The 16,860-nt window shown below is 64.8% G+C and carries 12 protein-coding genes; 9 read left to right on the plus strand and 3 right to left on the minus strand.

Features of this window, described 5'->3' with window-relative positions; translation table 11 throughout:
- Positions 1 to 86 precede the first annotated feature (86 nt).
- From ACPRTJ_RS06285 to ACPRTJ_RS06300, 4 genes are all read left to right on the plus strand, one after another.
- Positions 87 to 683 (plus strand): 50S ribosomal protein L25/general stress protein Ctc, encoded by a 597-nt coding sequence (locus ACPRTJ_RS06285; RefSeq protein ID WP_043864327.1) that lies wholly within the window; start codon positions 87 to 89, stop codon positions 681 to 683.
- Between the two features lie 75 nt (positions 684 to 758).
- The gene (gene pth / locus ACPRTJ_RS06290; protein ID WP_043864326.1) at positions 759 to 1,343 is read left to right on the plus strand and encodes an aminoacyl-tRNA hydrolase; all 585 of its coding nucleotides are present in this window, start codon (positions 759 to 761) and stop codon (positions 1,341 to 1,343) included.
- A 21-nt stretch (positions 1,344 to 1,364) separates the two neighbouring features.
- On the plus strand, positions 1,365 to 2,465 hold the full coding sequence (ychF, locus tag ACPRTJ_RS06295) for a redox-regulated ATPase YchF (RefSeq protein ID WP_054916246.1): 1,101 nt from the start codon (positions 1,365 to 1,367) through the stop codon (positions 2,463 to 2,465).
- 179 nt (positions 2,466 to 2,644) lie between these two features.
- A complete protein-coding gene (locus ACPRTJ_RS06300) occupies positions 2,645 to 4,849 on the plus strand; it encodes an OsmC domain/YcaO domain-containing protein (RefSeq protein ID WP_058540633.1) in 2,205 nt (734 codons plus the stop codon).
- Between the two features lie 99 nt (positions 4,850 to 4,948).
- Here ACPRTJ_RS06300 and metE read toward each other — a convergent pair whose 3' ends face one another.
- Positions 4,949 to 7,237 (minus strand): 5-methyltetrahydropteroyltriglutamate--homocysteine S-methyltransferase, encoded by a 2,289-nt coding sequence (gene metE / locus ACPRTJ_RS06305; RefSeq protein WP_229589135.1) that lies wholly within the window; start codon positions 7,235 to 7,237, stop codon positions 4,949 to 4,951.
- Positions 7,238 to 7,445: 208 nt separating this feature from the next.
- Here metE and ACPRTJ_RS06310 point away from each other — a divergent pair, with 208 nt between their 5' ends.
- The 5 genes from ACPRTJ_RS06310 to ACPRTJ_RS06330 all read left to right on the plus strand — a co-directional run bounded on the left by ACPRTJ_RS06310 (position 7,446) and on the right by ACPRTJ_RS06330 (position 14,058).
- Positions 7,446 to 8,822, plus strand: a complete 1,377-nt coding sequence (locus ACPRTJ_RS06310) for a pyridoxal-phosphate dependent enzyme (RefSeq protein WP_078481512.1) — start codon at positions 7,446 to 7,448, stop codon at positions 8,820 to 8,822.
- Positions 8,819 to 9,985 (plus strand): trans-sulfuration enzyme family protein, encoded by a 1,167-nt coding sequence (locus ACPRTJ_RS06315; protein WP_043864321.1) that lies wholly within the window; start codon positions 8,819 to 8,821, stop codon positions 9,983 to 9,985. Before ACPRTJ_RS06310 ends, ACPRTJ_RS06315 begins: the two co-directional genes overlap by 4 nt.
- A gap of 101 nt (positions 9,986 to 10,086) precedes the next feature.
- Positions 10,087 to 10,617 (plus strand): sigma-70 family RNA polymerase sigma factor, encoded by a 531-nt coding sequence (locus ACPRTJ_RS06320; protein ID WP_043864320.1) that lies wholly within the window; start codon positions 10,087 to 10,089, stop codon positions 10,615 to 10,617.
- The gene (locus ACPRTJ_RS06325) at positions 10,614 to 11,582 is read left to right on the plus strand and encodes a FecR domain-containing protein (protein ID WP_256589645.1); all 969 of its coding nucleotides are present in this window, start codon (positions 10,614 to 10,616) and stop codon (positions 11,580 to 11,582) included. The genes ACPRTJ_RS06320 and ACPRTJ_RS06325 overlap by 4 nt, the downstream gene beginning before the upstream one ends.
- A gap of 85 nt (positions 11,583 to 11,667) precedes the next feature.
- The gene (locus ACPRTJ_RS06330) at positions 11,668 to 14,058 is read left to right on the plus strand and encodes a TonB-dependent siderophore receptor (RefSeq protein WP_426428387.1); all 2,391 of its coding nucleotides are present in this window, start codon (positions 11,668 to 11,670) and stop codon (positions 14,056 to 14,058) included.
- A 7-nt stretch (positions 14,059 to 14,065) separates the two neighbouring features.
- On the opposite strand, the gene ACPRTJ_RS06335 is transcribed toward ACPRTJ_RS06330, so the two are convergent.
- Both ACPRTJ_RS06335 and ACPRTJ_RS06340 read right to left on the minus strand, forming a co-directional pair.
- On the minus strand, positions 14,066 to 15,421 hold the full coding sequence (locus ACPRTJ_RS06335; protein WP_054916250.1) for an amidase: 1,356 nt from the start codon (positions 15,419 to 15,421) through the stop codon (positions 14,066 to 14,068).
- Between the two features lie 13 nt (positions 15,422 to 15,434).
- Positions 15,435 to 16,766 (minus strand): MFS transporter, encoded by a 1,332-nt coding sequence (locus tag ACPRTJ_RS06340; protein ID WP_043864317.1) that lies wholly within the window; start codon positions 16,764 to 16,766, stop codon positions 15,435 to 15,437.
- Positions 16,767 to 16,860 lie beyond the last annotated feature (94 nt).

Raw genomic sequence — 16,860 nt, forward strand, 5'->3', positions numbered from 1 at the left:
GGTTGTTGGGGCGGGGCTTTTTTGCCCTCCCCGGTTTGGCGCTGGTCGCAAACGCCGCCGGGGTCTGGCTATTTTGGAGAAACAACATGACTGATTTCACTCTGAACGCCCAAGCGCGTACCGACCTGGGGAAAGGTGCGAGCCGCCGCCTGCGTCGTCTCGCCGCCCAAATTCCTGCCGTTGTCTACGGTGGTGACAAAGAAGCGCAATCCCTGACCATCGTGGCCAAGGAAATCGCCAAGCTGTTCGAAAACGAAGCTGCCTTCAGCCACGTGATCGAACTGAACGTTGACGGCACCAAGCAGAACGTCATCGTCAAGGCCCTGCAGCGTCACCCAGCCAAGCAGTTCATCATGCACGCCGACTTCGTGCGCGTTGTTGCTGGCCAGAAACTGACCGCTATCGTTCCTGTGCACTTCGTCAACGAAGAAGCACCGGTCAAGAAAGGCGGCGAAATCTCCCACGTAGTTTCGGAGATCGAAGTTTCCTGCGAAGCCAAAGACCTGCCTGAGTTCATCGAAGTCGACCTGGCCAAGGCCGAAATCGGCACCATCATCCACCTGTCGGACCTCAAAGCTCCGAAAGGCGTAGAGTTCGTCGCTCTGGCCCACGGTGATGACAAGGCTGTTGCAAACGTTCACGCTCCGCGTGTTGCGCCTGAAGCAGAAGGCGCTGCCGAGTAATCCACTCGACACGCCGGCGTTGACCGGGTTGCAGCCCCGCGCTGCAACCCACAACTCCAAGGAAGAGCCCCTGACGTGACCGCCATCCAACTGATCGTCGGCCTGGGAAACCCCGGCCCCGAATACGAACAGACCCGGCATAACGCAGGGGCTCTTTTCGTGGAACGCATTGCCAGCGCCCAGCGCGTCAACCTGACCGCTGACCGCAAGTATTTCGGCCTGACGGCTAAATTCAGCCATCAGGGCCAGGACGTTCGTCTGCTGATCCCCACCACCTACATGAACCGCAGCGGCCAGGCCGTTGCTGCACTGGCGAACTTCTTCCGCATCCCGCCAGATGCCATCCTGGTGGCCCACGACGAACTCGACCTGCCCCCCGGCGTCGCCAAGCTCAAGAAAGGCGGCGGCCATGGCGGGCACAACGGCCTGCGCGACATCATCGCGCAGCTGGGCAACAACAAAGACTTTCACCGTCTGCGGCTTGGCATCGGCCACCCGGGTGACAGCACCAAGGTGTCCGGTTTTGTCCTTGGCAAGGCGCCCCGCGCCGAGCAGGAAAAACTCGATGCCAGTATCGATTTTGCCCTCGGCGTGCTGCCGGACATCCTCGCCGGCGATTGGACGCGTGCGATGAGAGAGCTGCACAGCCAAAAGGCCTGACTCCACGAAGAGGGATTCACCATGGGTTTCAATTGCGGCATCGTCGGCCTGCCCAACGTCGGCAAGTCCACCCTGTTCAACGCCTTGACCAAATCCGGCATCGCGGCAGAAAACTTCCCCTTCTGCACCATCGAGCCGAACAGCGGCATCGTGCCGATGCCCGACCCACGTCTGGATGCCCTGGCTGCGATCGTCAAGCCCAACCGCGTGCTGCCGACCACCATGGAGTTCGTCGACATCGCCGGCCTGGTGGCAGGTGCGTCCAAGGGTGAAGGCCTGGGCAACAAGTTCCTGGCCAACATCCGTGAAACCGATGCCATCGCCCACGTGGTCCGCTGCTTCGAAGACGAGAACGTGATTCACGTCTCCAACAGCGTCGACCCCAAGCGCGACATCGAGATCATCGACCTGGAACTGATCTTCGCCGACCTGGACAGCTGCGAGAAGCAACTGCAGAAGGTCGCGCGCAACGCCAAGGGCGGCGACAAGGATGCCCTGGCACAAAAGGCCATCCTCGAGAAGTTGATTGCGCACTTCACCGAAGGCAAGCCGGCGCGCAGCCTGATGAAGACCATGGCCGACGACGAGAAGGCACTGGTACGCGGTTTCCACCTGCTGACCAGCAAGCCGGTGATGTACATCGCCAACGTTGCCGAAGACGGCTTCGAAGACAACCCGCACCTGGACGTGGTCAAGGCCATTGCCGAGGAAGAGGGCGCGATCGTGGTACCGGTCTGCAACAAGATCGAAGCCGAGATCGCCGAGCTGGAAGACGGTGAAGAGAAAGACATGTTCCTCGAAGCCCTGGGCCTCGAAGAGCCAGGCCTGAACCGCGTGATCCGTGCCGGTTACTCGCTGCTCAACCTGCAGACCTACTTCACGGCCGGCGTGCAGGAAGTGCGGGCCTGGACCGTTCGCGTGGGCGCCACCGCGCCTCAGGCGGCCGGCGTGATCCACACCGACTTCGAAAAGGGCTTCATCCGTGCCGAAGTGGTCGCCTACGACGACTTCATCCAGTACAACGGTGAAAGCGGCGCGAAGGAAGCCGGCAAATGGCGTCTGGAAGGCAAGGACTACATCGTCAAGGATGGCGACGTGATGCACTTCCGCTTCAACGTCTAAGCCCCGAGCCGGGTCGCCACGACGCCCGACGCACACCAAACCCCTTGAGCGTTTACGCCTCAGGGGGTTTTGTTTTTACCGGTGTCGGTCACGCCTTCGGGTGACATGCCAAGACTTCCGGGCAAAAAGCCGGATAATGGCGGCCAATTCGTTTCGCACTTTCAGCACGGTATTCCCGCATGGAAATCAAGGTCAATTTTCTCGACAACCTTCGACTTGAAGCCAAGTTCGATGACTTCACGGTGGTGGCCGACCAACCCATCCGCTACAAGGGCGATGGTTCGGCACCCGGCCCGTTCGACTATTTCCTGGCCTCCTCGGCCCTGTGCGCGGCCTACTTCGTCAAGCTGTACTGCGAAACGCGCAACATCCCCACCGACAACATTCGCCTGTCGCAGAACAACATCGTCGACCCGGAAAACCGCTACAACCAGATCTTCAAGATCCAGGTCGAGCTGCCGGCCGACATCTCGGCCAAGGACCGCCAGGGCATCCTGCGTTCCATCGACCGCTGCACCGTGAAGAAGGTGGTGCAGACCGGTCCCGAGTTCGTGATCGAGGAAGTCGACAACCTCGATGCCGACGCCCAGGCCCTGCTGATGCTGGACGCCCAGGCGCAGACGCGCACCGTGATCGCCGGCAAGGACCTGCCGCTGGAACAGACCATCGCCAACATGTCGGGCATCCTCGCCAGGCTGGGGATGAAGATAGAGATCGCCTCGTGGCGCAACATCGTGCCCAACGTCTGGTCGCTGCACATCCGCGATGCGCATTCGCCCATGTGCTTCACCAACGGCAAGGGTGCAACCAAGGAAGGCGCACTGGCCTCGGCACTGGGCGAGTTCATCGAACGCCTGAACTGCAACTTCTTCTACAACGACCAGTTCTGGGGCGAGGACATCGCCAACGCCGACTTCGTGCACTACCCCGACGAGCGCTGGTTCAAGCCGGGCCGCAAGGACGCGCTGCCGGCCGAGATCCTCGACGCCCACTGCCGCGACATCTACAACCCCGACGGCGAACTGCGTGGCTCGCACCTGTACGACACCAACTCGGGCAACACCGAGCGTGGCATCTGCGCCCTGCCCTTCGTGCGCCAGTCCGATGGCGAGGTGGTGTACTTCCCGTCCAACCTGATCGAAAACCTGTACCTGAGCAACGGCATGAGCGCCGGCAACACGCTGGCCGAGGCGCAGGTGCAGTGCCTGTCGGAGATCTTCGAGCGCGCGGTCAAGCGCGAGATCCTCGAAGGCGAGCTGGCCCTGCCCGACGTGCCGCAGGACGTCATCGCCAAGTACCCCGGCATCCTCGCCGGCATCCAGGGCCTGGAGGCCCAGGGCTTCCCGGTGCTGGTCAAGGATGCGTCGCTGGGCGGTGAGTTCCCGGTGATGTGCGTGACCCTGATGAACCCGCGCACCGGCGGCGTGTTCGCCTCGTTCGGCGCGCACCCAAGCCTTGAAGTGGCGCTGGAGCGCAGCCTCACCGAGCTGCTGCAAGGGCGCAGCTTCGAGGGTCTGAATGACCTGCCGCAGCCGACCTTCGAAAGCCAGGCGGTGACCGAGCCGAACAACTTCGTCGAGCACTTCATCGACTCCAGCGGCGTGGTGTCGTGGCGCTTCTTCAGTGCCAGGGCCGACTTCGAGTTCGTCGAGTGGGACTTCTCCGGCCAGGGTGAAAACTCCAACGCCGAAGAAGCTGCCACCCTGTTCGGCATCCTCGAAGGCATGGACAAGGAAGTGTACATGGCGGTGTACGAGCACCTGGGTGCCACCGCCTGCCGCATCCTGGTACCGGGCTACTCGGAGATCTACCCGGTCGACGACCTGGTGTGGGACAACACCAACAAGGCGCTGCTGTTCCGTGCCGACATCCTCAACCTGCACCGCCTGGACGATGACGCCCTGCAAGCGCTGGTCGAGCGCCTCGAAGACAGCGAACTGGACGACTACACCGACATCACCACACTGATCGGCATCGAGTTCGACGACAACACGGTGTGGGGTCAGTTGACCATCCTGGAGCTCAAGCTGCTGATTCACCTGGCGCTGGAGCGTTTCGAGGAGGCCAAGGAGCTGGTGGAGACCTTCCTGCAGTACAACGACAACACCGTCGAGCGCGGGTTGTTCTACCAGGCGTTGAACGTGGTGCTGGAAGTGGTGCTGGACGACGAGATGGCGCTTGAAGACTACGCCGTCAACTTCCGGCGCATGTTCGGGGACGAGCGCATGGATGCCGTACTGGGCTCGGTGGATGGCAGCGTGCGTTTCTACGGCCTGACCCCCACCAGCATGAAGCTCGAAGGTCTGGACCGTCACCTGCGCCTGATCGACAGCTACAAGAAGCTGCACGCGGCACGTGCCCGTGCGGTAGCGGGCACACGCTGATACAACGCCGATCCTGCAGGCCATGGCCTGCAGGATCGGCGTTGCCAGGCTTGTTCGTTCGCCAACAGGTCGTGGTGGCGGCCAACAAGCCTCGAACGATCACCCCAGCTCGTTGCGCAACAAGCGGGCAGCACTCACCATGTTCGCCAGCGCCGCCTCGGTTTCCGGCCAGCCGCGGGTCTTCAGGCCGCAGTCCGGGTTGACCCACAGGCGCTCGACCGGAATGCGCCGGGCAGCCTTGCGCAGCAGCTCGGCCATTTCCGAAGCCTCCGGCACCCGGGGCGAGTGGATGTCGTAAACCCCCGGGCCGATCTCGTTCGGGTAGTGGAAGGCTTCGAATGCCTCCAGCAGTTCCATGTCCGAACGCGAGGTTTCGAGGGTGATCACGTCGGCATCCATGGCGGCAATCGATTCGATCACATCGTTGAACTCGCTGTAGCACATGTGGGTGTGGATCTGGGTTTCGTCACGCACGCCCGAGGCGCACAGGCGAAACACTTCGGTAGCCCAGTCAAGGTACTGCTGCCACTGCGCCCGGCGCAGCGGCAGGCCCTCACGAAACGCCGCCTCGTCGATCTGCACGATCTTGATGCCGGCCGCCTCCAGGTCCACCACTTCATCGCGGATGGCCAGCGCCAGTTGCCGCGCCTGCACCTCGCGCGACACATCTTCACGCGGGAACGACCACATCAGCAGGGTCACCGGCCCTGTCAGCATGCCCTTCATCACCTTGTCGGTCAGGCCCTGTGCGTAGCGGATCCACTCCACCGTCATGGCATGCGGTCGGCTCAGGTCGCCGAAGATCACCGCCGGTTTCACACAGCGCGAACCGTAGCTCTGCACCCAGCCGAAGCGGGTGAACACGTACCCATCGAGCTGCTCGGCAAAGTACTCGACCATGTCGTTGCGCTCGGCTTCACCGTGCACCAGCACGTCCAGGCCCAGGCGCTCCTGCACCTGCACGGCGTGGCGAATCTCGCTGTGCATCGCCTCCACGTATTGGCCCTCGCTCAGCTTGCCCTGCTTGAACGACTGGCGTGCCAGGCGAATCGAACCGGTCTGCGGGAACGAACCGATAGTGGTGGTCGGCAACAGCGGCAGGTTCAGGCGGGCACGCTGGCGGGCGATTCGCGTGGCAAAGGGCGAGTGGCGCTGGCTGTCCTTCTCGCTGATGGCGGCCACACGGGCCTGCACCGCCGGCTTGTGGATGCGCGTGGAGGCAGCGCGGCTGGCCTGCACTGCACGGCTGCGGGCCAGGGCCTGCACCACCGGGGCCGCCTCGGACTGGTCGAGGGCATGGGCCAGGATCGCGACTTCCTCGCACTTTTGCACGGCAAAGGCCAGCCAGCTCTTGAGCTCGGCATCGAGGGCGTCTTCACGGCCCAGGTCTACCGGGCTGTGCAGCAGCGAGCACGACGGCGCCACCCACAGACGCTCGCCCAGGCGTTCATGGGCGTGCTGCAGCACGGCCAGGGCCTTGTCCAGGTCGCAGCGCCACACGTTGCGGCCGTTGACCACACCCAGCGACAGCACCTTGTAGGCCGGCAGGCGGTCGAGAATGGTCGGGTACTGCTCGGGGGCGCGCACCAGGTCGATGTGCAATCCGTCGACCGGCAGGTTGGCCGCCAGCCCCAGGTTCTCCTCCAGGCCACCGAAGTAGGTGGCAACCAGCTTTTTCAGCGGGTCGCGCTGGATCAGGTTGTAGGCACGCTCGAAGGCGTTCTTCCACGCCTGCGGCAGGTCCAGCGCCAGGATCGGCTCGTCGATCTGCACCCACTCCACACCCTGTGCCGCCAGGCGCTGGAAAATCTCGCCGTACAGCGGCAGCAGGCGCTCGAGCAGCTCGAGCTTGTCGAAGTCGCCGCCCTTGGTCTTGCCCAGCCACAGGTAGGTCAGCGGGCCGATCACCACCGGCTTGACGTCGTGGCCCAGGGCCCTGGCCTCGGCCACTTCCTCGAACAATTGTTCCCAGCCCAGGCCGAACTGCTGGTCGGCGCTGAATTCAGGCACCAGGTAGTGGTAGTTGGTGTCGAACCACTTGGTCATCTCCTGGGCATGCGCACCACCACAACAGCTGTTGCTGACGCCACGCGCCATGCCGAACAGGGTCTGCAGGGTGGCCTTGCCGTGCTGCGGGCGAAAGCGCTCGGGCACCACGCCGAACATCAGCGAATGGGTCAGTACCTGGTCGTACCAGGCAAAATCGCCCACCGGCAGCAACTGGATGCCGGCCTGGCGCTGCAGGGCCCAGTGGGCCTTGCGCAGTTCGCTGCCCACAGCACGCAGGCCCGCCTCGTCGAGCTCGCCTTTCCAGAACGCTTCCTGCGCCTTTTTCAGTTCGCGGTCGCGACCGATACGGGGGAATCCGAGTGAGTGGGCCAATGCCATGACAATGCTCTCCTTAGGGGGTGATGGCAGCCATTGTCGGCAGGCCCGCAGAATGAGACAAACTCATTTAATTTCACATCAAATCAAGTTCTGCTCATGTAAAGACATCGACAGCGCTGCGCCTGGAGACGCAACCGGCTGGCCGGACAGGGTTGCGAGGCCCCTGATCTGCGCCTAAGGTCAAACGACCCCGAAGCGAGATGACGTCATGCCCAACGCCTCGAACCCCGCCGTACTTGCCCTGATCGGCAACACCCCGATGGTGCAGGTGAGCCGCTTCGATACCGGCCCCTGCACACTGTTCCTCAAACTCGAATCACAGAACCCCGGCGGCTCGATCAAGGACCGCATCGGCCTGGCCATGATCGATGCCGCCGAGCGCGACGGGCGCCTGCGCCCCGGCGGCACCATCGTCGAGGCCACCGCCGGCAACACCGGCCTGGGCCTGGCGCTGGTCGGGCGGGCCAAGGGCTACCGGGTGGTGCTGGTGGTGCCCGACAAGATGTCCACCGAGAAGGTGCTGCACCTCAAGGCCATGGGCGCCGAGGTGCACATCACCCGCTCCGACGTCGGCAAGGGCCACCCCGACTATTACCAGGACGTGGCCGCACGGCTGGCGGCGGACATCCCCGATGCGTTCTTCGCCGACCAGTTCAACAACCCCGCCAACCCGCTGGCCCACGAGACCAGCACCGCCCCGGAAATCTGGGCGCAGACCCAGCACGATGTGGACGCCATCGTGGTCGGCGTGGGCTCGGCCGGCACCCTTACCGGGCTGACCCGTTTCTTCAAGCGCGTACAGCCGGGCCTGGCCATGGTGCTGGCCGACCCGGTGGGCTCGGTGATGGCCGAGTACAGCCGCAGCGGCACCCTGATCACGCCTGGGGCGTGGGCAGTGGAAGGCATCGGCGAGGACTTCGTGCCCTCGATCGCCGACCTCTCCAGCGTGCGCCAGGCCTACTCGATCAGCGACGAAGAAAGCTTCGAGCATGCGCGTCAGCTGCTGCGCGCCGAAGGCATTCCGGGCGGCTCCTCCACCGGCACCCTGCTGGCCGCCGCGCTGCGCTACTGCCGCGAGCAGACCGAACCCAAGCGGGTGGTCAGCTTTGTGTGCGACACCGGCACGCGCTACCTGTCCAAGGTCTACAACGACCAGTGGATGACCGACCAGGGCCTGCTGCAGCGCACCCGCTACGGCGACCTGCGCGACCTCATCGCGCGGCGCTTCGAGGATGGCCGGGTGATCAGCGTGCGCCCCGACGACACCCTGCTCACTGCCTTCCAGCGCATGCGCCTGGCCGACGTGTCGCAATTGCCGGTGCTGGTCGACGGCCAGCGCCTGGTGGGCGTGATCGATGAATCCGACATCCTGCTGGGCATGCATGAAGACCCGTCGCACTTCTCCCTGAGCGTGGCCAGCGCCATGACCGACCAGCTGGAAACCCTGCCGCCGTCTGCCAGCCTGGCGGCGCTGCAGGCCGAACTGGACCGAGGCCTGGTGGCGATCATTGCCGACGCCACGGGCTTTCACGGCCTGATCACCCGTGTCGATATGCTTAACCACTTGCGCAGAGCACTCCCATGACCCAGCACGACAAGACCGCCTTCGCCACCCGCGTGATCCATGCAGGGCAATCGCCCGACCCGTCCACCGGCGCGCTGATGCCGCCGATCTATGCCAACTCCACCTACATCCAGCAGAGCCCCGGCGTGCACAAGGGCCTGGACTACGGGCGCTCGCACAACCCCACGCGCTGGGCACTGGAGCGCTGCGTGGCCGATCTGGAGGGCGGCACCCAGGCGTTCGCCTTCGCCTCCGGGCTGGCGGCGATCTCGGCGGTGCTCGAACTGCTGGATGCCGGCTCCCACATCGTTTCGGGCAATGACCTGTACGGCGGCACCTTCCGCCTGTTCGAACGGGTGCGTCGGCGCAGCGCCGGGCACCGCTTCAGCTTCGTCGACCTGTCCGACCTTGCCGCGTTCGAGGCAGCGTTGCAGGACGACACGCGCATGGTGTGCATCGAAACCCCGAGCAACCCGCTGCTGCGCCTGAGCGACCTGGCGGCCATCGCACGCCTCTGCCGCGCACGCGGCATCCTCTGCGTGGCCGACAACACCTTTGCCAGCCCATGGATCCAGCGCCCGCTGGAACTGGGTTTCGACATCGTGGTGCACTCGAGCACCAAGTACCTCAACGGGCATTCGGACGTGATCGGCGGCATTGCCGTGGTGGGTGACAACGCCGAGCTGGCCGAGCGCCTGGGCTTCATACAGAACGCAGTGGGCGCCATCGCCGGCCCGTTCGATGCCTTCCTCACCTTGCGCGGGGTCAAGACCCTGGCCCTGCGCATGGAGCGCCACTGCAGCAATGCCCTGGCACTGGCGCAGTGGCTCGAACAGCAACCGCAGGTGGCGCGTGTGTACTACCCCGGCTTGCCCTCGCACCCGCAGCACGCCCTGGCGCGCCAGCAGATGCACGGTTTTGGCGGGATGATCTCGCTCGACCTGGCTACCGACCTGGCCGGTGCCCGACGCTTCCTGGAGCAGGTACAGATCTTTGCCCTGGCCGAAAGCCTGGGCGGTGTGGAAAGCCTGATCGAGCACCCGGCGATCATGACCCATGCCACCATCCCCGAGCAGACGCGCGCGCAACTGGGCATTGGCGACGCCCTGGTGCGCCTGTCGGTAGGCGTGGAAGACCTCGATGACCTGCGCGCAGACCTGGCCCAGGCACTCGCACGTATCTGACCCCCATCAGCGCAAGCCAGCCCCTTGCTTGCGCTGATTGCTCAATGCCCGCCGGCTGAATATACTTGATAACTATTCTCATTCGGTACGGGCGCCACACGATGACCTCCCCTCCTTGCGGCTACCGTACCAACGTGGCCAGCCTCTACAGCGACAATCACGGCTGGATCCAGCAGTGGCTGGCACGGCGTCTGGGCAACGTGCACGATGCCGCAGAGCTGGCCCACGACGTATTCCTGCGCCTGCTCGCGCAACCGCGCGAGTTCAGTAGCGACGGGCATGCGCGGGCCTACCTGAGTACGGTGTCCAAACACCTGTATGTGGATTTCCAGCGCCGCAAGCAGGTCGAGCGTGCATGGCAGCAGACGCTGGCCAACCAGCCGCAACGCATCGCCCCCTCCGAAGAGCACCAAGCGTTGATCCTGGAGACCCTGGGCCAATTGCAGGCCATGCTCGAACGCTTGCCGGCACCTGTGGCCGAAGCCTTTTGCCTGGCGCAACTGCAGGGCCTGAACTATCGCCAGATCGCCACGCAGCTGGGTGTAAGCGAACGCACGGTCACCAAGTACATGGCCCAGGCCATGCTCCAATGCCTGCTGCTGGAAGTGGAGCTGGACGGGGCCTTGCTGTGAGCGCGGCCCTGGACTCTGCCACCCTGGAGCAGGCCGCCGACTGGTTCGCACGCCTGCGCGCCGCGCCAGCCGATGCGGCCTTGCGGGGCCAGTGGCAACAGTGGCTGGAACAACAGGAACAGCATCGTATCGCCTGGACCTACGTGGAGCGCATCAGCCAGCGCTTCGACAGCCTGCAACCGCAAGCCGGGGCGGCGCATCAGACGCTCGCCAGCCTGCGGCGCACGCAACGCTCCCGCCGCCAGGTGCTAAGCAGCCTGTGCGTGCTCAGCGGTGGGGTGACGCTGGGCTGGCTGGGCTGGCAACGCCACTGGGTGGACGACCTGCAAGCGCTCACTGCCGGCACCACCACCGCAGTGGGCGAGGTACGTCGCCAGGTGCTGGCCGACGGCACCCTCCTGTGGCTCAACAGCGCCACCGCCCTGGATGTACAACTGGACGGGCAGCGCCGGCTGCTGACCCTGTACAGCGGTGAAGTGCTGATCGAGACCGCCGCTGAGGCGCGGCCCTTCCAGGTGCAGACCCGGGCCGGCAGCCTGGTGCCCCTGGGTACGCGCTTCAGTGTGCGCCAGCAGGGCGCCCGCACCCTGCTCAACGTGTACGACGGCGCGGTACGCGCCACCTGTGCCGCCAGCGCAATACAGCGGGTCGCCAATGCGGGGCAGGGCCTGGGCTTCGATGCCAGCACCATGGCCGCCACCACGCCGGCCTGCGCCCAACGCCAGGCCTGGAGCCAAGGCCTGCTGGTGGCGCAGGACATGCCACTGGGGGATTTCATTGCAGAGCTGGCCGACCATCGGCGCGGGCACCTGGCGGTGAACCCGCTGATCGCATCGTTAAGGGTCATGGGCACCTACCCGCTCAACGATACCGACCAGGTGCTTGCCATGCTCGAAAGCGCCTTGCCGGTGCGAGTGTCACGACGCTTCGACTGGTGGGTGACCCTGGAGCCTGCCGAAAAATAAAAAGCGTCAGGTGCTTCCGGTTTTTGCGGCTCATTCGAATTAGAGGAGAACACCCTTTCACCCCTGTGCGCCCGAAGGATTCTGCATGCCACTCGCCTCTGCCCCTGCCCTGTTGAAACGCCCCCTGGCCCTGCTCATTGCACTCGCCAGCGGCGCCGCCACCGCCGCGCCACTGGACATCCCTGCCGGCCCCCTGGCCAGCCAGTTGAACCAGCTGGCAAGCCAGGCCGGTATCTACCTGGCCAGCGACGCCGCCCTGACCGCCGGCAAACAGAGCCGGCCCGTGACCGGTGCAAGTACCCCTGAGCAGGCCCTGCACGGCATGCTTGCCGGCACGGGCCTGAGCGTGGTGCGCACTGGCGAAAATCGCTACCAGCTGATCACCGCCCCCACCGGCAACGCCGTGGAACTGGGCGCCACCAGCATCAACGGCGCAGGCCTGGGCGAGACCACCGAGAACACCGGCGCCTACACCACCGGCCAGACCCGCACCGCCACCAAGCTCGGCCTGTCATTGCGCCAAACCCCGCAGTCGGTCACCGTGATCCCGCGCCAGGTACTGGACGACCACAAGCTTGCCTCGCTCGACGATGTGGTCAAGTTCACCCCCGGCCTGTCGAGCAACCACCGCGACAGCGACCGCTATACCTTCTACTCGCGCGGTTTCCAGATCCAGAACATACAGTACGACGGCATCCCGACCCAGGTGGCCAACGAGTCGCAGCAATTCACCAGCACCCTGTCGGACATGGCGATCTACGACCGTGTCGAAGTGGTGCGCGGTGCCACCGGCCTGCTCAGCGGTGCGGGCTCGCCCTCGGCCACCCTGAACCTGGTGCGCAAGCGGCCCACGGCCGACTTCCAGGGCTACGTCTCGGGAGAAGCCGGGGCCTGGGACCGCTACCGGGGCGAATTCGACGTCGCCGGCCCGCTGACCGACTCGGGTACTGTGCGCGGCCGCCTGGTCAGCGCCTATGAAACCGCCAACTCGTTCGTCGACTGGTACAAGACCGACAAGCGCGTGATCTACGGCGCACTGGATTTCGACCTGAGCGAAAGCACCCTGCTGCGCGTGAGCCTGGACTACCAGAACAACAACTCCGACGGGGTCAGCTTCGGGCACATTCCGCTGTTCAACAACAATGGCAGCGCGACGAACTTTTCCCGCTCGTTCAACCCCGGAGCCCGCTGGAGCTACCTGGACAACACCCAGTACAACTTCACCAGCGTGCTGGAGCAGAAACTCGCCAACGACTGGAGCCTCAAGACGTCCTACAGCCACCAGTACGCCTACCGCCGCGGCGTGACCGGTTCGGCCAGTGCCGGGGCGCCCGACCCGCAGACCGGCGCCGGCGTGTCGATGTACATCAACCGCCTGGACAGCTACCAGACCCAGGACAACGCCGACCTGTACGCCAGCGGCCCGTTCGAACTGGGTGGGCGCGAGCATGAACTGGTGGTGGGTGCCAACATCGCCTACACCCACCTCAACTACCCGACCTATCAACGTGCCAACCCGGCGGTCGACGATATCAACCAGTGGGATGGCAACCCGGGCGGCAAGCCGCACCTGTCCAAGACCGAAGAAAGCCTGACCCGCCTGAGCCAGTCGGGCACTTACACGGCCCTGCGCCTCAAACCCTATGACCCGCTGTCGATCATCCTCGGCACCCGGGTCAGTTGGTGGGATCAGAAAGACGACAGCAGCGACGAACTGACCGGCGCCAGCACCAGCCGCGACCGTACCAGAAAATCCGGCGTGGTCACCCCGTATGCCGGTGTGGTGCTGGACCTGAACGACACCTTCTCGGTGTACGCCAGCTACACCAACATCTTCCAGCCGCAGACCTACTACAAGACTGCCAGCAACACCTCGCTGGAGCCGCTGCAAGGCGACAACTACGAACTGGGCATCAAGGGCGAGTTCTACGACGGTGCGCTGAATGCGAGCCTGGCACTGTTCGAAGTGCAGCAGAAGAACACCCCGCAGTACGTTGGCGAGTCGCCCCAAGGGCGCGAAATCTACCGGGCCATTGCCGGTACCACCACGCGCGGCATCGAAACCGAAGTGTCCGGCGAAGTGCTGCCGGGCTGGAACATCATCGGCGGCTATACCTACCGTGAATCCCACGACAAGGACGGCAATCGGGTCGAAACCAACCAGCCGATGAACCTGTTCAAGCTCGGCACCACCTACCGCCTGCCGGGGCAGCTGAACCGCCTGACCGTGGGCGGCAACCTGGTCTGGCAGAGCGACATCTACGCGGTCAACGGCACCTACGGCACCAAGGCACACCAGGGTGACTACGGGGTGGTCGGGTTGCTGGCCAACTATGCGGTGGATGAACACCTCACGGTCGGCCTGAACCTCAACAACCTGTTCGACACCCATTACTACGACGGCCTGGGCACCTTCAACTCAGGCTCCTACGGCGAACCGCGCAATGCCATGGTGAATGCCAAGTGGACGTTCTGAGGCTGCATCAAGTGCGAACGTAGCGCTGCGCCAGCAACTGCAGCAGCTGATCGTCGGCACCCGCCGCACCGATCACCTGCAGCCCCACCGGCATGCCCCGCACCTGCCCTGCCGGCAGGCTGATGGCCGGCAGGCCGGTGAGGTTCCAGGCACTGGTGTAACTGAGCACTGCAGCACGCACGTCGATACGTTGCTCACCCACCTGTACCTCGCGTGCATCCACCGGCGTCGCGGTGATCGGCACGCTGGCCGAGACCAGGAAGTCATAACGCTCGAACAGCCGCGCCATCGCCGCCTTGAGCCGAGCCTGGCCGGCCTGGGCGCGAATGTACTGCCAGCCCCTGACCTCGCGTGACAGCTCAAGGCGTTCGCGCACCTCCTGCTCGAACAGCTGCGGCGCCGTCTGCATGCGCTCGGCATGCACGTCGTAGGCCTCGGCGCGCTGCAGGGTGAGCAAGGTGTCCTTGAGCTGCGCCACCAACGGCTCCAGCTCGCCGGTCTGCTCCAGTGCATCGCCAAACAGCTGCTGCGCAGCCTGGTACACCTGCCCCTGAACGTCGGCGTCCAATGGCCCGAAAGTGCCCGGCTCGATCCAGCCTACACGCAGCGGGCGACGCAGCGTGGCCGGCGCGCAGGTACGCGCGGCGATCACTTCGAACACTACCCGGGCATCGTCCACATGGTTGGCAATCGGGCCCACGTGGTCGAGGCTCGACGACAGCGGGAACACCCCGTCCAGCGGCACGGCAGCGAACGACGGCTTGAAGCCGACCGCGCCGCACAACGCCGCCGGAATGCGGATCGAGCCGCCGGTATCGGTGCCCAGTGCCAGCGGCACCATGCCGCTGGCCACCGCCGCTGCACTGCCGGCGCTCGAACCGCCGGTGATGCAGCGCGCATCCCACGGGTTGCGCGCCGCGCCCTGCAGCGAGCGGTCGCCGGTGGGGCCATAGGCGAACTCGTGGGTCAGGGTCTTGCCCACGATTACCGCGCCGCCCTCGCGCAGGCGCTGCACGCACAGGGCGTCCTGCGTGGGGCGAAAGCCTTCGAAGTGCGCCGAACCATAGGTGGTCACGTGGTCGAAGGTGTCGATGTTGTCTTTGATCGCTACCGGTATGCCGTGCAGCGGGCCCAGGTCCAGGCCCTGGGCAAACAGTTCGTCGGCCTTGCGCGCCTGCGCCAGCGACACTTCGGCATCCACGGCGACAAAGGCATTCAGTGCCGGGTTCAGGCGCTCGATGCTGTCGAGCGCGGCCTGGGTCAGCTCGACACTCGTCAGGCTGCCGGCGCGCAGGCGCCGCGCCAGGTCGCCGACCGACAGGCCAAAAAAGTATCCAGTGTGGGTTGGCTTGGCCAGGTTCATACAGGCAACTCCATCAAACCGTTGCAGGTGTAGGGGAAGGGACAACCTGCCGGCTGCCGGGGCGCACCATCAGCATCGCGCTCATGCCCAGGGCCGTGGCCACGGCGGCGGCCACGAACATCGACGAGTAGCCATAGCGCACGGTCAGGTAGCCGGTGAGCATCGGCGCGATGAACGAGGCGGTGTTGGCGATGAAGTGGGTCATGCCGCTGTAGGCACCGACGCGGTTGGATGGCGCGGTGTCGATCACCACCGCCCAGTAGACCGAGTTGGGCAGCGCGTTGAGGGCGTTGGCCAGGGTCATCAGGGCGATCACGCCCCATACGGTCTGGGCCTGCGACACCAGCATGAAGCACAGCGTGGTCAGCAGCAGGCAGGTTGCGGCCAGCCAGCTGCGCGCCACCTTCAGGTTGCCGGTGCGACGCAGCAGCAGGTCGGAGATCTTGCCGCCCAGCAGCACGGTGAAGCAGGCGCCGGTCCACGGGATCATGCCCATGTACCACAGCGACGACAGGTTGTAGTGGAACTCGTCCTGCAGGTACTTGGGGGTCCAGGTCAGCAGCAGGAAGGTGACGTACACGAACGAGAAGTAGCCCACCGCATTGAGCAGCAGGTCCTTGTTCTTGAAGAAGTGCCAGATCGGCGCAACGCTGGTGGTCGGGGTGCTGGCGTTGGCGGCAGCGGCGCGCTCCTGGCGCAGGAACTCGCGCTCGGCCTCGGACACCCGCGGGTTTTCATCCGGGGTGTTGGTGAAGCGGGTCATGAAGAAGATCAGCAGCGCCAGGCTGACCACGCCCAGTACCACGAACATGCTGCGCCAGTCGCCGGTCAGGGTCTGCAGGCCGACCGCCACCGGGGCGGTGAGCAAGGCGCCCAGCGGTGTGCTGAGCAGGCCCACCGAGACCACGAAGCCGCGCTCCTTGGGCGTGGCCCAGTTGGCCACGCTCTTGTTGATCACCGAGTACGCCGGGCCTTCGGCAAAGCCGAACAGCACGCGGATGGTGGCAAAGCCGGCCATGGCCGAACCGCCCATGAAGGCCAGGCCCATGTCGCCGGCAAAGGCGGTGGCGATCTCGAAGATCGACCAGGTGCCGCCGGCGATCAGCCATACGCGCTTGGCGCCGAAACGGTCGGCCAGGATGCCGCCGATCAACGCACCGACGATGTAGCCGTAGCCGAAATAACCCAGCACGTTGCCCCAGTCGGCCTTGTCGAAACCGTACTCGGGGAGAATGCTGGCCGAGGCATACGAAATGGCACCACGATCGATGTAGTTGAGCAGCGCCATCAGCATGATCAGGAAGAAAATCTGGTAGCGAAAGCGCGGAACGGGTGGGTTGTTCATAGGGATCTGACTCTTCAAGTGATGGCAGAAGTCAAAAATGCGGCCGCGTCCGGCGTATTTTTATTGTGTTGCCCAAACGTTTGGGTTGAGCGAA

The organism is Pseudomonas palmensis (assembly GCF_049942755.1).
Lineage (GTDB): Bacteria > Pseudomonadota > Gammaproteobacteria > Pseudomonadales > Pseudomonadaceae > Aquipseudomonas > Aquipseudomonas palmensis.

What these genes read in the sequence shown, in the direction of transcription:
- ACPRTJ_RS06320 (WP_043864320.1), top strand. Translation starts at nt 10,087, where the DNA reads ATGACCTCCCCTCCTTGCGGCTACCGTACCAACGTGGCCAGCCTCTAC.
- ACPRTJ_RS06310 (WP_078481512.1), top strand. Translation starts at nt 7,446, where the DNA reads ATGCCCAACGCCTCGAACCCCGCCGTACTTGCCCTGATCGGCAACACC.
- ACPRTJ_RS06300 (WP_058540633.1), top strand. Translation starts at nt 2,645, where the DNA reads ATGGAAATCAAGGTCAATTTTCTCGACAACCTTCGACTTGAAGCCAAG.
- ychF (WP_054916246.1), top strand. Translation starts at nt 1,365, where the DNA reads ATGGGTTTCAATTGCGGCATCGTCGGCCTGCCCAACGTCGGCAAGTCC.
- metE (WP_229589135.1), bottom strand. Translation starts at nt 7,237, where the DNA reads ATGGCATTGGCCCACTCACTCGGATTCCCCCGTATCGGTCGCGACCGC.
- ACPRTJ_RS06315 (WP_043864321.1), top strand. Translation starts at nt 8,819, where the DNA reads ATGACCCAGCACGACAAGACCGCCTTCGCCACCCGCGTGATCCATGCA.
- ACPRTJ_RS06335 (WP_054916250.1), bottom strand. Translation starts at nt 15,421, where the DNA reads ATGAACCTGGCCAAGCCAACCCACACTGGATACTTTTTTGGCCTGTCG.
- ACPRTJ_RS06285 (WP_043864327.1), top strand. Translation starts at nt 87, where the DNA reads ATGACTGATTTCACTCTGAACGCCCAAGCGCGTACCGACCTGGGGAAA.
- ACPRTJ_RS06330 (WP_426428387.1), top strand. Translation starts at nt 11,668, where the DNA reads ATGCCACTCGCCTCTGCCCCTGCCCTGTTGAAACGCCCCCTGGCCCTG.
- ACPRTJ_RS06340 (WP_043864317.1), bottom strand. Translation starts at nt 16,766, where the DNA reads ATGAACAACCCACCCGTTCCGCGCTTTCGCTACCAGATTTTCTTCCTG.